Source organism: Thermoactinospora rubra, from assembly GCF_002093975.1.
Taxonomy (GTDB): Bacteria; Actinomycetota; Actinomycetes; order Streptosporangiales; family Streptosporangiaceae; genus Nonomuraea; species Nonomuraea rubra_A.
Map to the genome: position 1 here is coordinate 59349 of NZ_MSZZ01000010.1, position 21787 is coordinate 81135.

Below are 21787 nucleotides of genomic sequence, written 5' to 3' on the forward strand. Positions count from 1 at the left end.
GTCAGGCTCCTGCGAAGGTGGTGCGGAGGGTGCCGATGCCCTCGATCGTGCTGTGCAGGCGCTCGCCGGGGGCCAGGAAGCGGGGCGGGGTGCGCGTGCCGCCGATCCCGCCGGGCGTGCCGGTGAAGATCACATCTCCGGGGAGGAGCGGGGTGACGGCGGAGAGCTTTTCGATCAGCTCGGGGACCGAGAAGATCATCTGGCTGGTGCGGGCGTGCTGCACGCGCTCCCCGTTCAGGTAGCAGGCGATCTCCAGGTCGCCGGGGTCGTCGAACTCGTCCGGGGTGACCAGCCACGGGCCCGTCGGGCCGAAGCCCGGATAGGACTTGCCGAGGGAGAACTGCGGCGGCTGGGGCGGCGAGAGCTGGGTGATGCGTTCCGACAGGTCCTGGCCGACCGTCAGCCCGGCCACGTGCTCCCAGGCTTCGGCGGCGCGCACGGCGTAGCCGTACCGGCCGATCACCACGACGAGTTCCGCCTCCCAGTCGGTCAGACCGCCCTCCGGCAGCGTGACGACGGCGTCCTGGCCGGTCAGGCAGGAGGCGAACTTGGTGAACACCGGCGGCCGGGACCCGGGCTCGATCTTCGACTCCTCGGCGTGGTCGCGGTAGTTCACCCCGATCGCGAACACCTGGCGCGGTGCCGGAGCGGGAGCCTCCAGGTCCGCCTCCTCGAACGGAACCGGCTCGGCGTCGGTGCTCCAGGACCGCAGCTCCTCCCAGCGCTCGAACAGCGCCCGCGGGTCGGCGGGCAGGCGCCCACCACCGGCCTTCCCGATGTCGATCGCGCCGCCGCCGGTCAGCAGCACCGCCCGCCCCGCGAGGTTGGCAACACGCATGAGCTCCCCTTGTGTCATCGGCTCGATGAGCCGATTCAACGGGGCGCCGCGATCGGCGGCTTGGGCTCACAGCCCAAAACCGCCGGTGGAGATTGGGCCGGGCGCGGACGCGCTTGGGCTCAGCGCAGCGTCCGGGCGATCTCCAACGCCAGCCGCAGCTCCAGCAGGTCGCCCGCCAGCGGCCTGCCGAGCATCTCCTCGGCCCGCTTGACGCGGTAGCTCACGGTGTTGCGCGACAGGTGCAGCAGCTCGGCCGCCCGCTGCGGGCTGCGCCCAGAAGCCAGGTAGACCCGCAGCGTCTCCCGCAGCTCCGCCGTCCGCTCCTGCCCGCCGGCCAGCCCGCCCAGCGTCTCCTCGGCGAACCAGCGAGCCCGCTCCCCCGCCACGGCCAGCAGCGACCGCACCCGGATGTCGGCGTGGCGGCACAGCCGGGTCTCGTGGAGGAAGTCCCGCGCCTCCTGCGCGCCCAGGTGGCTGCGCCGGAATCCCGCGACCCCGTGCGCGGGCGGCCCCACCGCCAGCCGCAGCCCCTCCGGCACGCCGACGTCCGGCACCGGGGTGGGACGGGACGGCCAGGCCGTCCACGCCCACACGTCCGACGGGCCCGCCTGGACGGTCAGCACGCCGTGCCCGCCCACCGACCGGGCCACCTCCCCCGCGAACCGGCGCAGCACCTCAGCCGGGGTGTCCGGCGCGTCGGCCACGACGATGAAGGCCAGGTGGTGGCGGGCCAGCTCGTAGCCCAGGGTCTGACCGGCCGCCTCCCGGTCGACCCGCCGCCCGGCCAGGATGTCCTCCACGATCCCGCGCCGCGCCGCCTCCGTGCTGGCCTGCCAGCGGTCCCGCTCGGCGATGTACTCCTCGGCCATGCGGCTGGCGTGCACATCGGCGTAGGCGAACAGCAGCTCGCTGACCCGGTGGCTCTCGGCCAGCCGTATCGGCTCCGGCTCGGCGTCGAGGGCGTCCATCAACACCCGGTGCAGGCACGCGTGCCCGATGCGGACGCCGCGTAGCACCTGGTCGAGCGGCACGCCCCGCCGTACCAGCTCCGCGTTGCCCTCCACCGCCTCCACCGGCACCAGCTCAGGTATCGCCTCGGCGTCCCGGACCAGCCCGGACAGCGCCGCGAGCACGGTGGCCTCCACCGAACGCCGCAATGTCTCGACCGCCGTCCGGCCGCCGCCGTAGCCGGGCACCTGGCGGACGATCTCCTCCGCCATCCAGGCGGCCGTCTCCACCGCCCACCCGACCGGGCCGTCCCCGAGCGTCTCGCGCGCGACGGCCAGCGTGGCGGGCGGGGCGGCCGGTGGGCGGCCGTCGCCCTTGCCGCGAAGGCCAAGCAGCCATCGGTACGGCACGCCACCCCACCTCCTGATCGTGCTCCGGACCCGGCGAGAGCATTGTGCTGGGCCTTACAGCGAATCGTCACCGGCTTTCAAGCGGGCCCGCCTACCGTCGTCTCCCGAGAGATTCCCTACCACCGGCCGAGACGATGACGACCACCACGCTCACCGCGACCACCGCGACCACCGCGACCGCACCCGTGCCCGGGCCGAAGGCCCCGGCACGCGCCGGCGAGCCGGCCCGGCGGCGCGAGCCGTACCTGGACAACGTCAAGTTCGTGCTGATCGCGCTGGTGGTGACCGGGCACTCGCTCGTCCCCACGCTGAGCGCGCACCCCTCGCGGGCCGCGTACCTGTTCATCTACGTCTTCCACATGCCGCTGTTCGTGATCGTCAGCGGCTACCTGTCGCGGACCTTCTGGAACTCCGACGCCAAGACGACCAAGCTGGTCGACACCTTCCTGGCGCCCTACGTCGTCGTCGAGATCGGCTACGCCGCGCTGCGTTTCGCGCTCGGGCAGAAGTGGAGCCTGACGATCACCGATCCGGCCTGGCTGAACTGGTACCTCATCGCGCTGCTGCTGTGGCGGCTGACCACGCCGGTGTGGCAGCGCATGCGGTTCCCGCTGCCGATCGCCGTCGCCGTCTGCCTGCTGGCCGGGTTCTCCCAGCTGCCCAGCGACTTCAGCATGGACCGCCTCTTCGGCCTGCTGCCGTTCTTCGTGGCCGGCCTGATGCTCAGGCCCGAGCACTTCGAGCTGCTGGACCGGCTGTGGGTGAAGGTCGCCGCGGCGGTCACGCTGCTGGGCGCGGCCGTCGTCGCCGTGCTGGTCGCGCCGGCGGTCGACCTCGGGCCGATCTACTACAAGAACAGCTTCCAGCAGCTCGGCATGCCGTGGTGGACCGGGATGGGCGTCCGGGCGGGCCTGCTGGTCGCCGCGCTGGCCATGTCCGCGGCCGTGCTGGCGTTGGTCCCCCGCCGCCGGACGTGGTTCTCCGGCCTGGGCACCCGCACGCTGTACTGCTACCTCCTGCACGGCGTGCCCGTGCTCGTCGCCAAGGAGATGGGCTGGCTCGGCGCGCCGTGGCTGCACGGCCCACTCGGCGTCGTGGCCATCGCGGGCGGCTGCCTGGCGCTGTCGATCGTGCTGTGCCTGCCGGTGACCCGCGCGGCGGGCAGATGGCTGCTGGAGCCCCGCCTCGCATGGCTGTACCGCCCGCGCCCCGCCCACGCCATCGCCCGCGCCCGGGTAATTGAGGTGCGAAGCCGCGGGTGATTCGTCACCCTGGAGACCGTGCAGGCGATCGTGACCGTGACTCCCGCGCAGCTCCCCGAGGTGCTGCTGCATGTGGCGGTCGTGCGCCCGGTCTTCCTGTGGGGCGCGCCCGGCATCGGCAAGAGCTCGCTGGTCCGCCAGTTCGCCGGCTCGCTCGGCCTGGAGTGCGTGACGCTGCTCGGCACCCAGCTGGCGCCGGAGGACCTCATCGGCGTGCCGGAGCTGGCGGGCGGCAAGAGCCGCTTCGCGCCGCCCGAGACGATCGCCAGGGACGAGCCGTACTGCCTGTTCCTGGATGAGCTCAACGCGAGCCCGCCCGAGGTGCAGAAGGCCTTCTACTCGCTCATCCTGGACCGCAGGATCGGCGCCTACGAGCTGCCGGAAGGGTCGGTCGTGATCGGCGCGGGCAACCGGGCCACCGACAACGCCCTGGCCAGGCCGATGGCCTCCGCGCTGGTCAACCGGCTGGTCCACGTGCACCTGCGGGCCTCGGCCGACGACTGGCTGGCGTGGGCGGCCGGCAGCGGCATCCACCCGTGGGTCCTGCAGTACCTGGTGCAGCGCCCCGACCACCTGTGGAGCCCGCCGCCGAAGACCGAGGAGCCGTTCTCCTCCCCGCGCGCCTGGCACATGCTCAGCGACGTCATCCACTCCTACGGCGACGACATCGACGACGAGACGCTGGCCGTCCTCGCGTTCGGCACGCTCACCAGGAACCACGCCTCGGCCTTCCGCGCCTACGTCAAGACCGTCCGGCACGCCTTCGACCTGGACGCGGTGCTCAAGGGCGAGGTGTCCTGGCCGCGCGAGCCGGAGCAGCGGGACCTGCTGTACTTCCTGTCGGAGACCTTCCGGGCCCGCCTGATCAAGGAACTGCCCGCCGACCGGCGCGGGGCTTCCGCCCGCGGCCGTGACCTCGCCTTCCGCGCCAAGGCGCTGCTGGTCGAGCTGGCCGAGATCTCGCTGGAGTGCGCCCAGCTCGTCATCGCCAACGACGACGACGGCGCGCCCGCACTGCCCGCCTGGTTCCTCGTCGAGGTGGGCCGCGACCTGCCGCGCCTGGCGGCGGCACGCTCATGAGGGGCAGGAAGAAGAAGGCCGATCCCTGGCGGGCCGAGGTGCACAAGGCCTGGGAGACGGTCACGGCCAGGCCGCTGTTCCGTGTCTTCCACCCCTACCTGCATGAGGACGAGAACCTGGGGCCGGACACCTGGGCGGTGATCAGCGAGGACGGCGACGTCTTCCACCATCCTGCCCGCCGCGCCCCGGCGGAGGAGTGGGCGTGGGTGTTCGCCCACCTCCTGCTCCACCTGGGCTTCGGGCACGCGGAGGCCCGCTCGTGCGCGCCGGCCGACCTCGGCGAGGTGGTGGCCAGGCGGTGGGGTGAGCGGGTGCACCTGCCCCACCCCGCCTACCGGGCCGCCTGCTGCCTGGCGGTCGACCGTTTCCTGGGCACCCTCAAGATCGGCCGGTGCCCCTGGCCGCTGCCCGAGCCGATGCCCGCCGAGGACGAGCTCACGCTGGCGGAGCGCTGGCGGCGGCTCGGCCTGCCCGCCGAGGTCGCCCCGCCCGGCGAGCCCGACTTCCGCATCGGCACGGCGGAGCAGTCCTACACCGAGCAGTTCGCGATCGGCATCGCCGACGCCGCCACGGCCGCGCTGGACGAGGTCGGCGGCGTGGCCGGCCAGGACGGCACGCGCCGCGAGCAGAAGCCGTGGGAGCGGGCCCTGGGCTGGTTCGTGTCGAGCTACCCGCTGCTGGGCGCGCTCGCGGCCGGCATGAAGATCGTCGCCGACGCGGAGCTGGCCCGGGCCTGGGACATCTCAATCGCGGCGGTCAGCGCGCAGGCCGGCGAGATCTACGTCAACCCGCTCGTGAGCCTGTCGATCGAGGAGTGGCGGTTCGTGCTGGCCCACGAGATGCTGCACGCCGCCCTGCGGCACGGCGAGCGGGTGGCCTGGCGCGAGCCGTACATCTGGAACGTGGCCTGCGACTACGTCGTCAACGGCTGGCTCGTGGAGATGGGTGTGGGCGAGATGCCGGAAGGGCTGCTGCACGACCAGTCGCTGCGCGGCATGTCCGCGGAGGCAGTCTACGACCAGATCGTCACCGATCTGCGGCGGCTGCGGAAGCTGGCCACCCTGCGCGGCCGCGGGCTCGGCGACGTGATGGACCGGCCGCTGGGCCAGGGCGGCTGCGTGGACCTCGACGAGTACTACCGCAACGCGCTGTGCCAGGGGCTGGCCTACCACCAGGCCGCCGGCCGCGGTCTCGTCCCCGCGGGGCTGGAACAGGAGATCCGGGCCCTGGACCAGCCGCCGCTGCCCTGGGACGCGGCGCTGGCCCGCTGGTTCGACGAGCACTTCACGCCGATGGAGCGGCGGCGCTCCTACGCCCGCGCCTCCCGCCGCCAGGCGGCCACCCCGCACATCCCGCGCCCCGGGTGGGTGCAGCCGGAGGAGCGGGTACGGCATGCCACCTTCGGCGTGGTGCTGGACACCTCCGGCTCGATGGACGTGAAGCTCCTGGGCAAGGCGCTGGGGGCGATCGCCTCCTACGCGACCGCCCGGGACGTGCCCCGCGCCCGCGTGGTGTTCTGCGACGCCGCGGCCTACGACGCCGGCTACCTGCCGGTGGAGGAGATCGCCGGGAAGGTCCGGGTGCGCGGCCGGGGCGGCACGGTCCTGCAGCCCGGCATCACGCTGCTGGAGCGGGCCGGCGACTTCCCGCCCGACGGGCCGATCCTGGTCATCACGGACGGGATGTGCGACGTCGTGCGGATCCGCAGGGAGCACGCATTCCTGGTGCCGGCGGGCGCCGGCCTGCCGTTCCGCCCGCGCGGCCCCGTCTTCCGCATGTCGTGATCTTCCGTGACCCGGGCCGTCAGAGCCGGTGGATCTTGAGCTTGTCCTCCCACCGGGCGATGGCCTCCTCGTCGGCGAACGCCAGCGCGCGCATCATGTTGCCCCCGTCCGACCGGCGCACGTTGCGCTCCAGCCGGGCCTTCAGCTCGGGCGACAGCTTCGTCGTCCCCGCCTCGACGGTGTCCCCGTAGTGGGGCGCGAAGGCCACCCCCGCGAAGCCCGTCTTGCGCAGCAGCGTGGGCAGCGTCTTGCTGGAGTAGAACATCAGGTGGTTCTTGGTGAACCCGCTCCACTTGTCGCCGTAGGCCTTCAGCAGCAGCGACCGCGCGTTCACCGTGAGGATCATGAGCAGCCCCCCGGGCGCCAGGAGCTCGCGGAACTGCTTGAAGTCGTCCAGGGGCCGCGGCAGGTGCGCGAGCACCGACCACAGCGTGATGATGTCGAAGCCTCCGGCCGCGATCTCCGGCACGTCCCGGGGCGAGCCGAAGTACGCCCGCGCCTTGCTGCACCGCTGGTTGGCCTGCTCGACCGAGTCGGGCGACAGGTCCACGCCGACGGCGTCGAACCCGCGCTGCTCGGCCAGCTCCAGGAACAGCCCGGCGCCGCAGCCGAAGTCGAGCAGCCGCCGTCCCTGCCCGTCGTCGAAGACCGGCGAGAACGAGTCCATGACGAGGCGGTAGCGGCGCTGCCGGTTCTCGGCGTAGTTCCCGGTGAGGAACTTGCTGTAGCTGTTGGCGTACAGGTCGCCGAGCCGTTCGGGCCGGATGTTGGGGTTGCGGTAGAGGAAGCCGCAGGAGGGGCAGCGGACGACGCGGTAGCTCCAGTTCTTGTCGCTGGGCTCGAACAGCGGCTGCTGGCGCGTCTCCCCGCACAGCGTGCAGGCGATGAACTCCTCGATCTCCCCCAGCGGCGTCCGCCGGCGGTACTCCTCCAGCGACATGACCGGCGCCCGCCGCAGCCGCCAGCGCCATTGCAGTTCGCGGGCATAACGCTCACCGGGCCGGACATAGACGCGCTGGCCCCACGGCACCCGGTCATAACGCGTGCCGTACACCAATCGATACAGCCGTCTGCGGGGCGAGAACATACGCGGGCACCTCACCAACGTAGGAGATGCCTCCAGACTTGCCCGGAGTGGCGCCGACTATGCACACAGAATGGCACTCTAGAGACATATTTCGGACCAAGGGCGACCCGGGTTTATGTAACAGCTGGCTTTTCAGCCATTGACTAATTAGTCAGGATGTAGTCGACAAGTCACGCTGAGAACCCAGAGGACCACAGTGATCCGAACGTTGCTCGCGGAGGACATGGATCTCGTGCGCGGCGCCCTCGTCGCCCTCCTCGCCTACGAGGAGGACATCGAGATCGTCGCAGAGGTGGACAGGGGCGATCGCGTGCTGGCCGCCGCGCAGGCCAGCAGGCCGGACGTGGCGGTGGTCGACCTGGCCATGCCCGGTCAGGACGGGCTGGAGGTGGCCAGGGAGCTCCACGAGGAGCTGCCCGCCTGCGGGGTGCTGATCCTGACCGGGGTCGGCACGCCCGGGGCGCTCAAGCGGGCGCTCGAGGTCAACGTCCGCGGGTTCCTGGCCAAGGACGCGCCGCCCGCGCAGCTGGCCGACGCCATCAGGAAGATCGCCGACGGCGGGCGCGTGGTCGACTCCTCGCTCGCGATCGCCGCCATGACCGGCCCCGAGGCGCCGCTCACCCCGCGCGAGCTGGACGTGCTCGGCGCGGCGGCCGAGGGGTCGTCGATCGAGGAGATCGCCAGGTCGCTGTTTCTAGCCCGGGGCACGGTCCGCAACTACCTGAGCCGCACGCGGACCAAGCTGGGGGCGCGCAGCCGCATCGACGCCATCCGCATCGCCAGGGAGGCCGGGTGGATCTGACAGGCCGGTGTGCGCGGCGAGGAAGGCGAGCGCGTCGGCCGCCAGGTCGACCGACCGGCTCACGGCGCGCGCTCCGTGCCCCACGTCGGGCTCGTGCCGCAGCAGCACCGGGCGCGGCGAGCCCGCCCACTGCAGCGCCGCGCACATCTTGCGCGCGTGCATGGGGTCCACCCGCGTGTCGCCGCCCGCGACGGTGAACAGCGTGGCCGGGTACGGCACGCCGCGCCGTACCCGGTGATAGGGCGAGTACGCCAGCAGCCAGGCCAGCTCCTCGGGCACCTCGGCCGAGCCGTACTCGCCGCGCCAGGCGGCGCCCAGTCCGAAACGCTCGTAGCGCACCATGTCCAGCAGCGGCGCGGCGCACACGCACGCGGCGAACAGTTCCGGCCGCTGGGTCAGCATCGCGCCCACGAGCAGCCCGCCGTTCGACTCACCCCACAGGCCCAGCTGCGCCGGGGTGGTCCAGCCGTCGGCGATGAGCTTCTCAGCGGCGGCGGCGAAGTCGTCGAAGGAGTTCTGCTTGTGCTCGCGCATGCCCTGCCGGTGCCAGGCCTCGCCCTCCTCCCCGCCGCCACGGATCCCGGCGACGGCCAGCACGCCCCCGGCCTCCACCCACGCCAGGGAGTCGGCCGCGTACCCGGGCGTGAGGGGGACGCCGAAGCCGCCGTAGCCGGTGAGGATCGCCGGCCGCGGGCCGCCGGTCCAGGGCCGCGCCACCACGATCAGCCGCACCCGGGTCCCGTCGGCGGACACGCACGTCAGCTGGCGGCTGTCCACCTCCGGCAGCCGCGCGTCGCCCGGCGGAGCCGCCCACGGCGTCGTGGTGTTCTCGCGGGCGTCGTACCGCCACACGCCGGGCGGGGTGACCGCGTCGGTGTAGGTGAACCACGCCTCATGCCCGCCCTCCGGCCGGACGGTCAGCGACCCCACGCTCCCCTTGCCGGGCAGCTCGACGCCGCCGACGCGCCGCCCGGTCGCCAGGTCGTGCACGCCGATCTCGGCGACCGCGTGCCGTACCCGGGACACCAGCAGCCTGTCCTCCAGCACCGTGAAGGCCCGCGCCACGGAGCCGGGATCCTCGGGGACGAGGTCGTGCCAGGTCCGCGGGTCGCCGAGGTCGGCGACGCACAGGCGGCCCCGGGGGGCGTCGCGGTCGGTGAGCACGTACAGGCGGCCGTCGTGGCCCACCGCGGCCGCGCTGCGCGCGACCCCCGCCTCCTGCACCGCGCGCAGCTCGCCGGTGGACGGGTGCAGCAGCCACAGCTCGTTGGGGGCGGACGGCCCGGGAGCGGCCGACACCGTGAGCCATTCGCCGCCCGGACCGGCGCCCAGGCCGTAGGAGGCGCCCGGGTGCGAGGCGAACAGCAGCTCGTCGTCCGGCTCGCCGACCCTGTGGAGGAAGACGCCCTCGCGGAAGCGCACGTAGCAGAACGCCCGGCCGCCCGGCAGCCACGCGACCGGCGAGTAGCGGCAGCCGTGGACGGGGCCGTCCACGCGGGTGCCGCCGGCGACGTCCATGACGTACAGCTCGGCGCGCTCGTCCCCGCGCCGCGACACCTGGTAGGCCAGCAGGCGGCCGTCGTGGTCGGGCTGCCACTCGTCCAGCGTCGTCAGCCCGGTGGGGTCCAGGCGCATGGGGTCGAGCAGGACGTCCTCGTCCAGGTGCAGCACCGGGTGTTCCTGCCCGGCGGTACGGCGCAGCCAGAAGCGGCGTCCGCCGCGCCACACGGGCGGGGTGACGGCGCCGACGGCGCCGAGCTCGGCGAGCCTGCGGCGGAAGCGGTCACGCCAGGGCAGGGTGCGGGCGTGGGCCCGCCACAGGTCCTCCTGCGCGGCCAGCCAGGCCAGGGTCTCGGGGGCGGCGGGGTCCTCCAGCCAGCGGTAGGGGTCGGGGACGTCGTGGCCGTGCAGGGTGGTGACGACGGGCAGGCGAGGGGCGTGCGGACAAGTCATGAGACGGGCTCCCGGTGGCCGGTGAGGTCGGCGTAGAGGGGGACGGTCGAGACGAGCTCGTCGTGGGTTCCGGCGACGGCCCGCCCGCCGTCGACCAGCAGGACGCGCCCGGCCCGGCGGGCCGAGCCCAGCCGGTGGGCGATGACGACGAGCGTGCCGCCGCGCCGGGCGAAGGCGCGTTCGACGCGGGACTCCAAGGCGGGGTCGAGGTGGCAGGTGGCCTCGTCGAGGATGACGAGGGGCGCGGGGCTGAGGTAGGCGCGGACGAGCGCGACCAGCTGCCGCTCGCCCGCGGACAACCGCCCGGGGTCGACCTCGGCGTCCAGGGCGGCGCTTCGCCGTGCCGCCACCACGTCGAGGAGGGGGTGCGCGCCGAGCTCCTCGACGGCCGCCATCACCTCCCGATCGGTCGCGGGGGCGAGGTAGGCGAGGTTCTCCCGCAGGGTGCCGCGGAAGACGTACGCCTCCTGGGGGATCAGCACGCGCGCCGCCGGGCCGGCGCGGTCGGCGGGGACGCCGCCGACGAGCACCTCGCCCTCGCCGGGCCGCAGGAGCCCGGCGACGAGCGCGGCGAGCGTCGACTTGCCCGCCCCGCTCGGGCCCACCACGGCGAGGTGCTGCCCGCGCGGGACGGCCAGGTCCAGGTTGCGGACCACCGGTTCGGCATGCGGGCCGTACGCGAAGGTGACGCCCCGCAGCTCGATCGCGGGGCTGTCCGAGGCGGCGGTACGGCCCGGCGACGCCAGGGATCTCGCCGACGCCGGCGAGCCGGCTGACGCGGTACGGCCCGCCGACGCCGTACGGCTGGGCCGCTCCCTCGGCGTTGCGCGATCGGGCCGCAGGATGCGGTCGAGCGCCGCGACCAGGCGGACCCCGCTGACGCCCACGCCCTCGACCAGCCCGCCCAGCGCGGGGGCCAGGGACTGGGTGACGTACGCCAGCGCCCCCACCACGGTCCCCACGCCCACGCCGTTCCGCAGGAGCGTGGGCATGGCGGCGAGGACGAGCACGACCGGCAGCCAGGCGCCGAGGGCGAGCGCCGCCGTGCGGACCGCGGTGACGCGCGCCACCGCGCCCGCCGCGGCCACCTGGGCCGTGATGCGGCGCTCGACGTCGGCGCCGACGCGCTCCTCGGCCCCGCACGCCGTGATGTCGCGCAGCCCGTGGGCGACGGAGGTCAGCAGCTCGGTGGTCGCCTCGTCGGCCATGAGGTACGCGCGCTGCCTGCGGGCGAGCGCGGGCAGGGAAGCGGCGAAGACGGCGACCCCGGCGGCGAAGGGCGCGAGCACGAGCCCGGCGAGCGAGGGCGCGAGGGTCAGCAGCCCGGCCCCTGCGCTGACGAGCGTGAACGCGAAGCCCCTCACCACGCCGACGAGGGCGGCGAAGGCGTCCCTGGCCAGCTCGACCTGGAGCGTGGCGCGCGCGACCGCGGCGCTGCCGGCTCGCGGCGCGCAGGCGGAGGCGACGGCGTGGCCGAGCACGCCGCGGACGACCCGCTCCAGGAGGTCGTCGCGGAACGGCTCGGCCACGGCGGCGACAGCCAGGACGACCTGGCGGGCGGCGCCCGCGGCGGCCAGCCAGGCGGCTCCCAGCAGACCCAGCCAGGCCAGCCCGAGCAGGGGCGCGCCCGCGGCGAAGCCGTCGACGGCGCGGGCGACGGCGTGGCCGATGAGGAAGGCGGGGGCTACCTCGACCAGCGACCAGGCCGCGATCCTCGCCAGCGCGCCCGGCCGCCGTCCCAACGCCGCCCGCACCACGGCACCGGGCCGGAGGGCGGGGGTGAAGGATGACGGCATGCCGCCCAGGGCTTCCGGCGAGGAAAGCGGTGGCAAAGAAGGCAGTGGCGAGGAAGCCGGTGGCGAAGAAGGCGGTGGCGAAGAAGGCGGTGGCGAAGAAGGCGGAGGCGAAGAAGGCGGAGGCGTCGAGGTCATTGCCGCTCCTCGAAGTGCCGCTCCTCGAAGACGGCCCGGTACTCCGGCTCGCTCCACAACTCCCCGTGCGTGCCCACGGCCCGCACCCGCCCGTCCTCCATCCACACCACCCGATCGGCGCGAGCCGCCGTCGCCACCCGGTGCGTCACGACGAGCCGCGTGCACCCGCCGTACTGCTCGGTCAGCGCCCTGCTCACCTGCCGCTCGGTCACGGTGTCCAGGCTTGAGGTGGCGTCGTCCAGCACGAGCAGCCGCCGCGCCCGCGCGAAGGCCCGGGCCAGTCCCAGCCGCTGCCGCTCCCCGCCCGACAGGGGCGCCGACGCCAACGCCGTCCCATATCCCCGCGGCAACCGCCCGATGAAGCCGTCGGCTCCCGCCGCCCGAGCCGCCCGTTCGGCACCTCCGCCGTCGATCCCGCCCATCCCGATGGCCGCCCCGACCGTCTCCCCCAGCAGCACCGGACGCTCGAAGGCGTATCCCACCGCCGCTCGCAGCTCCTGGCGCGACAGCTCGGGCAGCGGCACCCCGTCCAGCAGCACGACGCCCGTCGCCGGGTCCCTCAGCCGCCCCGCCAGCTCCGCCAGCGCGCTCTTGCCCGACCCCGAGCGCCCGGCGACCGCCGTGACCGACCCGCCCGGCACCACCAGGTCCCCTACGGGCGTCCCCCGCAGCTCCAGCGTCCCGTCGCCCTCCGGCAGCCGCCGCGTGCCGTACCCGAGGACCGGCACGTCGAGCACCTCGGCGACCCGGCCCGCGGCCGACCGGGCCCGCGCCAGCTGCCCGACGTAGCCCAGCGCGCCGCTCAGCGCCGCGCCCAGGACCGCGTACCGCGCCGCCGCGTACAGCTCCCCGATCGTCAGCCGTCCCCCGGCCAGCAGCCACCCCCCGCACGCCAGCACCGCCACCTCCAGCACCGGCACCATGACCCCCGCCCGCACGCCGGCCGTGGCCGTGGCCCGCCACAGCTCCGCGCCGTGCGCCCGCAGCCGCGGCAGCGGCTCCAGCACCCGCCGGGCCTCCCGCTCGACGGTCCCGGCCGCGGCGATCGTGCGCGCGCCGCCGAGGGCGTCCACCAGCCGCGCGGCGATGTGTCCCTGGGTCTCCTGGTAGGCGCCGGACAGCGTGCCCCCGGCCCGCAGGAAGGCGCGCAGGACCAGGAGGATGGCGGCGACCCCCGCGCCCAGGGCCAGCGTCAGCAGCGGGTCGATGAGGGTCAGCGCGACCAGCGCCCCGGCCGTGGGCACGAGCAGGGCGACGGCGCTCACCAGCGCCTCCGGCGCCCGTCCCACCTCTTCCGCGTTCATTCCCGCGCGCGTGACGAGCTCGCCGGGCGGGAAGCGGCGCGTCATGTCCGGCCCGGCGCCCAGCAGCCGCCGTACGACCGCCCGCCGCACCCAGGCCGAGGCCCGCGCGCCGGTCAGCCCGCGTGCCCACACGGCCAGGCACTCCCCGCCCAGCACGACCGCGACGGCCGCCAGGCACGCGCCCAGCCAGCCGGCCGCGCCGCGGCTGTCGATCGTCCCGCCGATCAGGGTCGGCAGGGCCAGCTCGCCGGCCGCCGCGGCGGTCGCGCCGGCCGCCAGCAGCACCGGCCACGGGCCGCCGCGGCGCGCGGCACGCGCCGCCAGCCGATCGGCCAAGCGCATCATGTCCTCCACATGACGGGGCCGGGTGGCCGCGTGGGCCACCCGGCCGTCGGTCACCGGATGAGGGACACCCGGATCAGTGGCACAGAGCGACGCTGAGGTTGCTCGGCTTGCCGGAGTGGCACGTGAGGGCCGTGAGCGTGCTGCCGCCGCTGGCGACGTCGCTGCTCGCGGGAGCCTCCAGACCCTGCAGGTCGAGAAGGACCATTCGTTCACACCTCCCTTCGCTCGTCGAGGAAAGGCAGGCCGGCTCGGGGCCCGGCGTGCGCCGAGGCCAGGGCGAGCAGGACGCCTGCCGTACCGGTGGCCAGGTCCATGGACAGGCGGAGGAGCTGGTCGCCGGGGAAGGCCAGCCCGCCGCCGTACGGCAGCGCGTGCCAGCGCAGCCCCGCGGCGCCTGAGCCGAAGGCGGCGACGATGCCCGCCCGCCCGGTGAACAGGCCGGACTGGACGAAGAAGCCGGAGCGCGCGACCAGGCGCAGCCGCGCCAGCGCGTCCGCCAGCTCCTCGTGGGGTCTGTGGGTCAGGTGGCGCGCCAGGACCATGGCGATGCCCGCCGAGCCCTCGTCGAGGTACGGCAGCAGCCGCCAGCCCTGGTTGACCTGGAGCGAGCCGTCGTCGGCCCGCCTGCAGCGGCGCAGGTCCTGCCGGAGCGCGGTCTCGGCCAGGTCGAGCAGCGAGCCGTCGCCGGTGCGCTCGTAGGCGTGCAGGAACAGCAGGGCCGGGCCGCTGGAGCCGTACATGAGCCCGGCGCGCGGGCGGGAGCCGCCGCTGAGCTCGGGCACGTCCTCGACGCCGCCGAGCCGGTCGGCGCAGATGTCGACCACGCGGGCGGCCAGGTCGTCGCGGCCGAAGTGGTAGAGGGTCAGCCCGATGCCCGGCAGGCCGGACAGCAGCGCCGACTCCAGCCGCTCGTAGTCCTCGCGCAGGCAGATCTCCAGCACGTCGAGGGCGTCCTGCCGGTGGCCGAGCACGTCCAGGACGTAGGCCACGCCGGCAAGGCCGTCGTACAGGCCGAGGCCGGAGCCCTGCCGGGGGTGTTTGGCGTGCCGTGCCAGCCAGCCGGCGTGCACCGGCTCGCAGCCCGCCCGCGCCAGCGCGTAGAGCACGCCGGCCGCGCCGTAGGCGAGGCTGAGCCCGCGCCCAGGCTGGAACTGGGCGATGTCGCCGGGGAAGAGCCGGTCGTCGCGATCGGGCGTGGCGCTCGCGACGATCGCGCGGGCCATCGCGTCGCGCAATTCGGGCCAGGAGGCCTCGCCCGGCATGGGCGGCGGCTCCCAGGCGGCCCGGCCCGCGATGGTGTCGACGTCGCGGCGGATGACCTGGGGCGGCACGGGGAAGACGTCCGTGACGATCTCGCCCAGGTGCCTGGCCTTGGCGCGGTGCAGGGGCTGCATGATCGTGCACTGCGGGGCGAACAGGCCCAGCCGTAAGCAGGCGAGGGCGTAGCGGTCCACCTCCACGCCCTGCCGGTCCGCCGGGGCGGCGAAGGCGGGATGGGCCAGCGCCGAGCGGGCCTGCTCGTCGGCGAGGGTGGCGACCTCGTAGTCGATGAGCACCACCCGGCCGCTCTCGGTGAGCAGCACGTTGTCGGGGTGCAGGTCGCCGAAGACCACGCCGCGCCCGTGCAGGGAGTCCACCGCCCGCTCCACCCGCTCGGCGGTCTCCAGCGCCCACGCGGCGTACTCCTCCAGGTCCCGGCGGGTGCAGGTGGCCTTGGTGAGCGGGAAGCGGTGCACCAGGCGGCGCTGCAGGGTCACGCCGTCGACGAACTCCTGCACCAGGAAGCTGTGCTCGCCGAGCGTGAAGTCGTCGATCAGCTCGGGGACGGCGGGCAGGCCGGCCAGGCGGCGCATGATGTCGCGCTCGTGCGTCAGGCGCGCCACCGCGTCCCGCCCGGCCGCGTCCAGCCCGGCGTGCGGCCTGGCCTCCTTGAGGACCACGCGCCTGCCGGTGCGCAGGTCCTCGGCCAGGTAGACGCCGCCCCCGTTGGAGAAGTGCAGCACCTTCTCGATCTTGTACGGCAGGCCCTCGGTGGTGACCGCGTTGCGGGCCGCCAGGTGGGGCTGGAGGAACTCCGGCAGCGTGGTCCACGGCGGCACGGAGAAGACCGCGTGCCGCACGTCCGGGACTAGCCGGCCCTGGCCGTCCTCCACCGCGAGCACCCGCTCGCCGGCCTCCGACAGGCAGTGGCGCTCGGCGAAGCCGCCGTACCTGACGTACAGGGGGCCGTCGCCGTAGCGCAGGTCCGACAGGATGTAGGGGCCCTCGACGCCGCGCAGCAGCTCGTTGAGGTCCTTCAGCGCCAGCTCCAGCTGGGCCTCGTCGCGCGGGTAGACGGTGACGAGCTTGCCGCTGGAGGCGCGCGAGGCCGCCTTGGAGCCGAGCATCACCAGGACCGGGACGCCGCGCAGGAACTTGAAGGCGATGCCGCGCGGCACGCAGTAGTCCCAGACCGTGGCCACGGCCCGCTCGGCGTGGTCGACCTTCGCGGAGACGTGGATCTTCCAGCCCTGAAGCGGGAGCGGCTCCCCCTCGGGCGCGTAGTACATCCACGTGTCGGTGGCGTGATGGGACCAGCCGTCGGGGACGGGACGCCGCGCGGCCGCGAACGTCGCCTCCGCCGTCTTGTCGTGGAGCACGTCGTAGAACAGCGGATCCGCGAGACAGTAAAGCTCATACTGATCCATCGAGCCCGGCCCCTCTCTCAGGTCACCCCCAAGAGAATGTCGGGCTAGCCGGAAGGATGGCTAGTTACAGGGTTAATCAACCCTCGTGATCATATGTACAGCGTTTTGTGAAAAAGTAACCATAGGTTGTGGACGGCGATTTGGACGCTATTTTTGCGGAATACAGGCGATCAGATGGAAATGTCCATCCAAGCTTCGCCACGTCTCGATATATCCGTCTAATTCGGTGATGCGTTCACGCAGGTTGCGCAACCCCCGCCCGTGCCCGTCCCGCCCGTGCCCGTCCCGCCCGTGCCCGTCCCGCCCGGCCTTGACCCCGTCGTTGGCCAGGGACAGCCGGATCACCCCGTCGCTCTCGGCGAGGCGGATCTCGCACTCCCTCGCGGTGGCGTGCCGCAGGATGTTGGTCACGCCCTCCCGCGCCACCAGGGCGAGCACCCTGTCGACCGCCTCGGGAAGGTCCCCGCAGCCCACCTCGACGTGGCAGCGGGCGCCCGCCGACTCCAGGATCGCGCGCGCCGACAGCAGCTCGTCCTGCAGCGACGGCGCGACCTGGCCACGCGCCACCGCGCGCACCTCGCCCGTGATGGCGCGGACCAGCGCGAGCGCCTCCCCCAGCTCCAGCGCGGCCTTCACATCGCCGCTCTCCGCCAGCCGCTGCGCCAGCTCCATCTTCAGCACCAGGACGGCCAGGCGGTGCCCCACCAGGTCGTGCAGGTCGCGGGTGAGCCGGTGCCGCTCGGCCTCGGCCGCCCGCCGTACCTCCTCGGCGCGCAGCACGCCCAGGCAGTGCGCGCGGACCGTCAGGCTGATCACCGCGTACTCGGCCATCCCCGCGGCGGGCACCGCCAGCGCCAGCCCCCACAGCCGCGGATCGGCGCCCAGCACCAGCAGCGGGCCGCACGCCACGGCCGGCGGCACCGGGACCCAGGTCCGTAATCGCTCGGCCAGCACGAGCAGGCTCGCGGTCAGCAGGGAGGCGACCGGCGCCCAGGCCGCCCCCAGCACCGTCCACGGCGCCACCGTGAGCACCGCCTGCCCGGCCAGCGGCCACCAGACGCGGCCACGGCGCCTGATCGCCCGCAGGACGGCCATCGCGTGCAGGCAGAACACCGCCGCCAGGCACGCCGCCCCGCCCAGCGGCGCGGCGGTGCCGTACGCGGCCAGGTACGCGGCCGACGCGTGGGCCACTGCCGCCACCAGCCCCAGCCGGCCGGCCGCCAGCGTGAAGCCGCCCAGCCACAGCGGGGACAACGATGCCAGCCGTACCGAGCGCAGCCAGGGTGGGCGCACCATGAACCCTTCGTGTGGAGGCGGGAGCCATCATCTTCTCCCCTGGAGGAGGGCGCCTCTAACCCCGCGTCCCGAAACGGACGCACCCAGCGACTGTCGATCAGTGGCACCGCTCAGCATGCGCGGGGGCGGCGTCGTTCCAGCCAGCCGGAAGGTGGGGAGATCACCGCGCCGCCGTGCCTGGCAAAGGGCGCGATGGGGCGGGGACGGAGGCGGGTGGGCCGGGCCGTTCCCCGGGGTGACCCGCGGTTCGGGGTCAGAGGAGGTGGAAGGGTCTTCCCGGGGCGCAGTTCGCGGGGTCGTTGTTGCCGCTGACGGCGAAATCGGCGCACGTGAGGAACAGGTGATTGAACTTGCCGAGCAGGAAGGCCAGCACTCCCACGACGATCGTGACCCCGATGGCCCTCAGGCGGTGCGGTACGGGAAGCGCCGCGTAGTCGGGCAGGAGGACGCTCGTCAGCAGCCATGTCAGCAACGGGGCTCCCACCAGGGTGAGCACCACTTCGAAGTAATGGAGGAAGGGGAAACCTGGGCTCCTGCGCGTCACGATAGCCAGGACGATCCAGATCGAGGGCAGTGCCAGGGCGATCCAGCCGCCCCAAGGTATCGCGCCTCTGCTGCGCATGGCCACGCCCGAGAGCAGCACCGCCGTGCCCACCGCCCAGAGCGCCAGCACGGTGTCGAAGAAGATGGCGCTGTACGCGCCCAGCGTGAACGCCGGCCATCAGATGACCAGTGTTCCCGCCGCCGACGCGGCCGCGACACCACGCAGAGTGGGATGGATCTCGGGCAGGTTTCGCTTCCCTTTTCTCCTCGGATCGGGAGGCGTTCCACCGGCCATTCTTCGTTCTACCCCTTGCCAGAATTCCCATGACGGCGGGCCGCTCCGCGCCCGCCCGGACACCATGCCCCGACCCCGACGACCCTATAGCGGGACGCTTCCCCCGCACGGCAACCGACGCTCCGCGAAAGGTAAATGACGCCGCATCCGTGCTATGGACGAACCTGACCGTGTCGCCCGACGGCAGGACCACGGCGAACGCCCTGCTGCCAACGGTTCTCGACGAGATTTACGCCGGGCTGCCGGTCTCGCCCTCACCATCCCCTGCCACCACCAGGTGATCGGGTCATGCGGTCCGGCATGCCATCAGCCGGGCGGCCGCCCCCGCGCCTGCGCGATCAAGCCCTAAGCTGAGCCCATGGCACGGGCAAACGAGGAGGCGGCCGCCGCGCTGCAGGAGTACGCCGAGCTGTTCGCGCTGACCGGAGGCGACGCCTTCCGGGTGCGCAGCTACCAGAAGGCCGCCAAGGCGATCGCCGGGTTCCCCGAGGACATCTCGACGGTCGACGTGCGCAGCGTGCCGGGGGTCGGCGAGGCGATCGCGCTGAAGATGGAGGAGTTCCTCGAGCGTGGCAGCTTCCGCCAGCTCGACGCGCTGCGCGAGAAGGTTCCCGCCGGGGTGCGCAGCCTGACCAAGGTGCCCTCCCTCGGGCCGAAGACGGCGATCATGCTGTTCGAGGAGTTCGGCATCGACTCCCCCGCCGCGCTGGCCGAGGCGATCACCTCCGGGCGGCTCGACGGGGTCAGGGGCCTGGGCGCCAAGACGCTGGCGAACCTGCTCAAGGGCGTCGAGCAGCTGGAGCAGGCGGGGCGGCGGGTGCACATCGGCATCGCCATGGCGCTGGCCGAGCAGGTGATGTCCTCGCTGTCCGCCGAGCGCATCGCCTACGCCGGATCGCTGCGGCGCATGAAGGACACGATCGGCGACATCGACATCCTCGCCGTGGCGCCGGACGAGATCATGGCGGAGTTCCGTGCCCAGCCGTACGTCGCCGAGGTCATCGCGGCGGGCGAGAAGAAGACCTCCGTGCGCACCACCACGGGCCTCCAGGTGGACCTGCGGGTGGTGCCGGCCGCGTCGTGGGGCGCGGCCATGCAGTACTTCACCGGCTCCAAGGAGCACAACGTCACCGTCCGCGAGATCGCGGTGAAGAAGGGCTGGAAGCTGTCGGAGTACGGCCTGTTCGAGGGCGAGCGGCTGATCGCCGGGGCCGAGGAGGAGGAGATCTACGCGGCGCTGGGCATGCAGTGGGTGCCGCCGCCGCTGCGCGAGGACGGCGGGGAGGTCCAGGCGGCGCTGCGCGGCGAGCTGCCCGAACTGGTGGTGCTGGAGGACCTGCGGGGCGACCTGCACACGCACACGAACCTGACCGACGGCGTGGCGTCGCTGGAGGACATGGTGGCGGCGGCGCACGCGCGTGGGTATGAGTACTACGCGGTGACGGACCACGCGCCGGACCTGGTGATGCAGCGGATGACGCTGGACAAGGCGCTGGAGCAGCGGGAGCGGCTGGCGGAGCTGCAGGCGGACTACCCGGGCATGCGGCTGCTGCACGGCACGGAGCTCAACATCGCGCCCGACGGGTCGGTCGACTGGCCGGCAGAGGTTCTGGAGGGCTTCGACGTGTGCGTGGCGAGCGTGCACTCGCACTTCGGGCAGTCGCGGGAGGAGATGACGCGGCGGTTCATCGCGGCGTGCGAGAACCCGCACGTGCACATCATCGGGCACCCGACCACGCGCAAGATCGGCAAGCGGGAGGGCGTGGACGCCGACTGGGACGCCGTCTTCCGCGCCGCCGCGCGCACCGGCACGGCGCTGGAGATCGACGCCTACCCCGACCGGTCGGACCTGCCCTCCGACCTGGTGCGCCGGGCCAGGCACCACGGGGTGAAGTTCTCGATCGACAGCGACTCGCACGCGGTGCCCCACCTGGCGCACCAGCGCTACGGCATCGGCATCGCGCAACGGGCGTGGCTGACGGCCGACGACGTCATCAATACCTGGCCCTTGGAGCGGCTGCTGGCCTTCCTCAAGAGGGCCTAGCACCTTCGCGCCCGGGTAGGGCCCCTGTGAGCCTCGGGAGCACGGCGGGGCGCCGAGATTAAAGGGTTTGCAAGTAGGGAATATCGGGTTCATGACGACCCATGCCGTGGCCACGATCGTCAAGCCACTGCCCCCGCACCTGTTCATCCGGCGCGAGACCGGCGCCGAGATGCGCTGGGAGGCGATGGCCGGACAGGGCTACCACACGCCCGTCGACCGGTTCTTCGTCCGCAACCACACCGCCACCCCGCTCCTGGACCCCTCCACCTGGCGGCTGCGCCTCCACGGCGACGGCCTGCGCCGGCCCCTCACGCTCACCTACGGCCAGTTGCTCGCCATGCCGCCTGCCACGATCGACGCCGCCGTCGAGTGCGCCGGCAACGGGCGGCGGTTCTACGGCACGCAGCAGCACCAGCCCGTGGAGGGCACGGCGTGGGGGCTCGGCGCGATCGGGGTGGCCAGGTGGCGCGGGGTGCCGCTGCGGCACCTGCTGCAGCTGGCCGGGCTGCGCGAGGACGCCGTGGACGTGGTGGCCGAGGGCCTGGACGCCCCGTTCGAGGACCACGGCCACGTCCGGCGGCCCCTGCCGGTGTCCAAGGCCCTGGCCGACGTCCTCGTGGCGTACGAGATGAACGGCCGGCCCCTGCCGCCCGACCACGGCTTCCCCGCCAGGCTCGTGGTGCCCGGCTGGGCGGGCACCGCCTCGATCAAGTGGCTGGGCGACATCGAGGTGTCCACCCGCCCCGTCGCCACGCCGTGGACCACGGCCTTCTACCGCGACGTGTCGGTGCAGCCGGTCAAGAGCGCCTTCGAGCTGCCGTGGGAGGCGACGTTCGTGCGCGGCCGGCCGTACATCCTGCACGGCAGGTCCTGGTCGGGCGCCGGGCGGATCGTCGAGGTCGAGGTGAGCTTCGACGGCGGGGCGAGCTGGCGCGCGGCCGAGCACCACGGACGCCGCCTGGCGCGCGCCTGGCTGCCGTGGCACATCGGCTGGTCGCCCCGGGAAACCGGCGACCACGTGCTGCTGGCCCGCGCCACGGACGAGCACGGCGCCGTCCAGCCGCTCCTCGCCCCCTGGCACCCGCAGGGCTACCACTTCGACGCCGTCGTGCAACACCCCATCCGCGTGACGGCCGGGTAGAGAAATCTCACCACCGCGCTGACCTGCGTGTCCGTCC

General features: G+C 73.6%; 16 protein-coding genes. 6 read left to right on the top strand and 10 right to left on the bottom strand.

Annotation, left to right across the window (positions count from 1 at the left end; all coding sequences use genetic code 11):
- Position 1: 1 nt before the first annotated feature.
- Positions 2–838 carry a fumarylacetoacetate hydrolase family protein gene (locus tag BSB02_RS18955; protein ID WP_084960338.1) on the bottom strand — a complete coding sequence of 279 codons (837 nt, stop codon included), beginning with the start codon at positions 836–838 and terminating at the stop codon, positions 2–4.
- A gap of 119 nt (positions 839–957) precedes the next feature.
- The gene (locus BSB02_RS43035; protein ID WP_084960339.1) at positions 958–2196 is read right to left on the bottom strand and encodes a PucR family transcriptional regulator; all 1239 of its coding nucleotides are present in this window, start codon (positions 2194–2196) and stop codon (positions 958–960) included.
- 134 nt (positions 2197–2330) lie between these two features.
- Here BSB02_RS43035 and BSB02_RS18965 point away from each other — a divergent pair, with 134 nt between their 5' ends.
- From BSB02_RS18965 to BSB02_RS18975, 3 genes are read left to right on the top strand one after another with little or no spacing between them, the layout of a single operon-like run.
- Positions 2331–3458 carry an acyltransferase family protein gene (locus BSB02_RS18965; RefSeq protein WP_084960340.1) on the top strand — a complete coding sequence of 376 codons (1128 nt, stop codon included), beginning with the start codon at positions 2331–2333 and terminating at the stop codon, positions 3456–3458.
- A gap of 18 nt (positions 3459–3476) precedes the next feature.
- Positions 3477–4538 carry an AAA family ATPase gene (locus BSB02_RS18970; RefSeq protein ID WP_084960341.1) on the top strand — a complete coding sequence of 354 codons (1062 nt, stop codon included), beginning with the start codon at positions 3477–3479 and terminating at the stop codon, positions 4536–4538.
- Positions 4535–6322 carry a vWA domain-containing protein gene (locus tag BSB02_RS18975; RefSeq protein WP_084960342.1) on the top strand — a complete coding sequence of 596 codons (1788 nt, stop codon included), beginning with the start codon at positions 4535–4537 and terminating at the stop codon, positions 6320–6322. Before BSB02_RS18970 ends, BSB02_RS18975 begins: the two co-directional genes overlap by 4 nt.
- Before the next feature lie 19 nt (positions 6323–6341).
- Here BSB02_RS18975 and BSB02_RS18980 read toward each other — a convergent pair whose 3' ends face one another.
- Positions 6342–7409: a class I SAM-dependent methyltransferase gene (locus BSB02_RS18980; RefSeq protein ID WP_084960343.1), complete on the bottom strand. Its 1068-nt coding sequence runs from the start codon at positions 7407–7409 to the stop codon at positions 6342–6344.
- A gap of 196 nt (positions 7410–7605) precedes the next feature.
- On the opposite strand from BSB02_RS18980, the gene BSB02_RS18985 reads away from it, so the two are divergent.
- Positions 7606–8211 (top strand): response regulator transcription factor, encoded by a 606-nt coding sequence (locus BSB02_RS18985; protein ID WP_084960344.1) that lies wholly within the window; start codon positions 7606–7608, stop codon positions 8209–8211.
- Here the strand turns inward: BSB02_RS18985 and BSB02_RS18990 are convergent.
- The 7 genes from BSB02_RS18990 to BSB02_RS19015 all read right to left on the bottom strand — a co-directional run bounded on the left by BSB02_RS18990 (position 8104) and on the right by BSB02_RS19015 (position 18400).
- Entirely contained in the window at positions 8104–10164 is a 2061-nt protein-coding gene (locus BSB02_RS18990) for a prolyl oligopeptidase family serine peptidase (protein WP_084960345.1), read from the bottom strand. The two genes, BSB02_RS18985 and BSB02_RS18990, sit on opposite strands and share 108 nt — an antisense overlap.
- Positions 10161–11960 carry an ATP-binding cassette domain-containing protein gene (locus BSB02_RS18995; RefSeq protein ID WP_084960346.1) on the bottom strand — a complete coding sequence of 600 codons (1800 nt, stop codon included), beginning with the start codon at positions 11958–11960 and terminating at the stop codon, positions 10161–10163. Before BSB02_RS18995 ends, BSB02_RS18990 begins: the two co-directional genes overlap by 4 nt.
- 131 nt (positions 11961–12091) lie before the next feature.
- On the bottom strand, positions 12092–13744 hold the full coding sequence (locus BSB02_RS19000; protein ID WP_240506512.1) for an ATP-binding cassette domain-containing protein: 1653 nt from the start codon (positions 13742–13744) through the stop codon (positions 12092–12094).
- A 73-nt stretch (positions 13745–13817) separates the two neighbouring features.
- Positions 13818–13949: a SapB/AmfS family lanthipeptide gene (locus BSB02_RS39765; protein WP_143590877.1), complete on the bottom strand. Its 132-nt coding sequence runs from the start codon at positions 13947–13949 to the stop codon at positions 13818–13820.
- 4 nt (positions 13950–13953) lie between these two features.
- Positions 13954–16431 (bottom strand): class III lanthionine synthetase LanKC, encoded by a 2478-nt coding sequence (lanKC, locus tag BSB02_RS19005; RefSeq protein ID WP_084960347.1) that lies wholly within the window; start codon positions 16429–16431, stop codon positions 13954–13956.
- A gap of 147 nt (positions 16432–16578) precedes the next feature.
- The gene (locus BSB02_RS19010; protein WP_084960348.1) at positions 16579–17727 is read right to left on the bottom strand and encodes a histidine kinase; all 1149 of its coding nucleotides are present in this window, start codon (positions 17725–17727) and stop codon (positions 16579–16581) included.
- A gap of 253 nt (positions 17728–17980) precedes the next feature.
- Positions 17981–18400: a hypothetical protein gene (locus tag BSB02_RS19015; RefSeq protein WP_084960349.1), complete on the bottom strand. Its 420-nt coding sequence runs from the start codon at positions 18398–18400 to the stop codon at positions 17981–17983.
- A gap of 523 nt (positions 18401–18923) precedes the next feature.
- Between BSB02_RS19015 and polX the strand changes: the two genes are divergently transcribed.
- Positions 18924–20609: a DNA polymerase/3'-5' exonuclease PolX gene (polX, locus tag BSB02_RS19025; RefSeq protein ID WP_084960351.1), complete on the top strand. Its 1686-nt coding sequence runs from the start codon at positions 18924–18926 to the stop codon at positions 20607–20609.
- A gap of 91 nt (positions 20610–20700) precedes the next feature.
- Positions 20701–21750 (top strand): sulfite oxidase, encoded by a 1050-nt coding sequence (locus BSB02_RS19030; RefSeq protein WP_084960352.1) that lies wholly within the window; start codon positions 20701–20703, stop codon positions 21748–21750.
- Positions 21751–21787 lie beyond the last annotated feature (37 nt).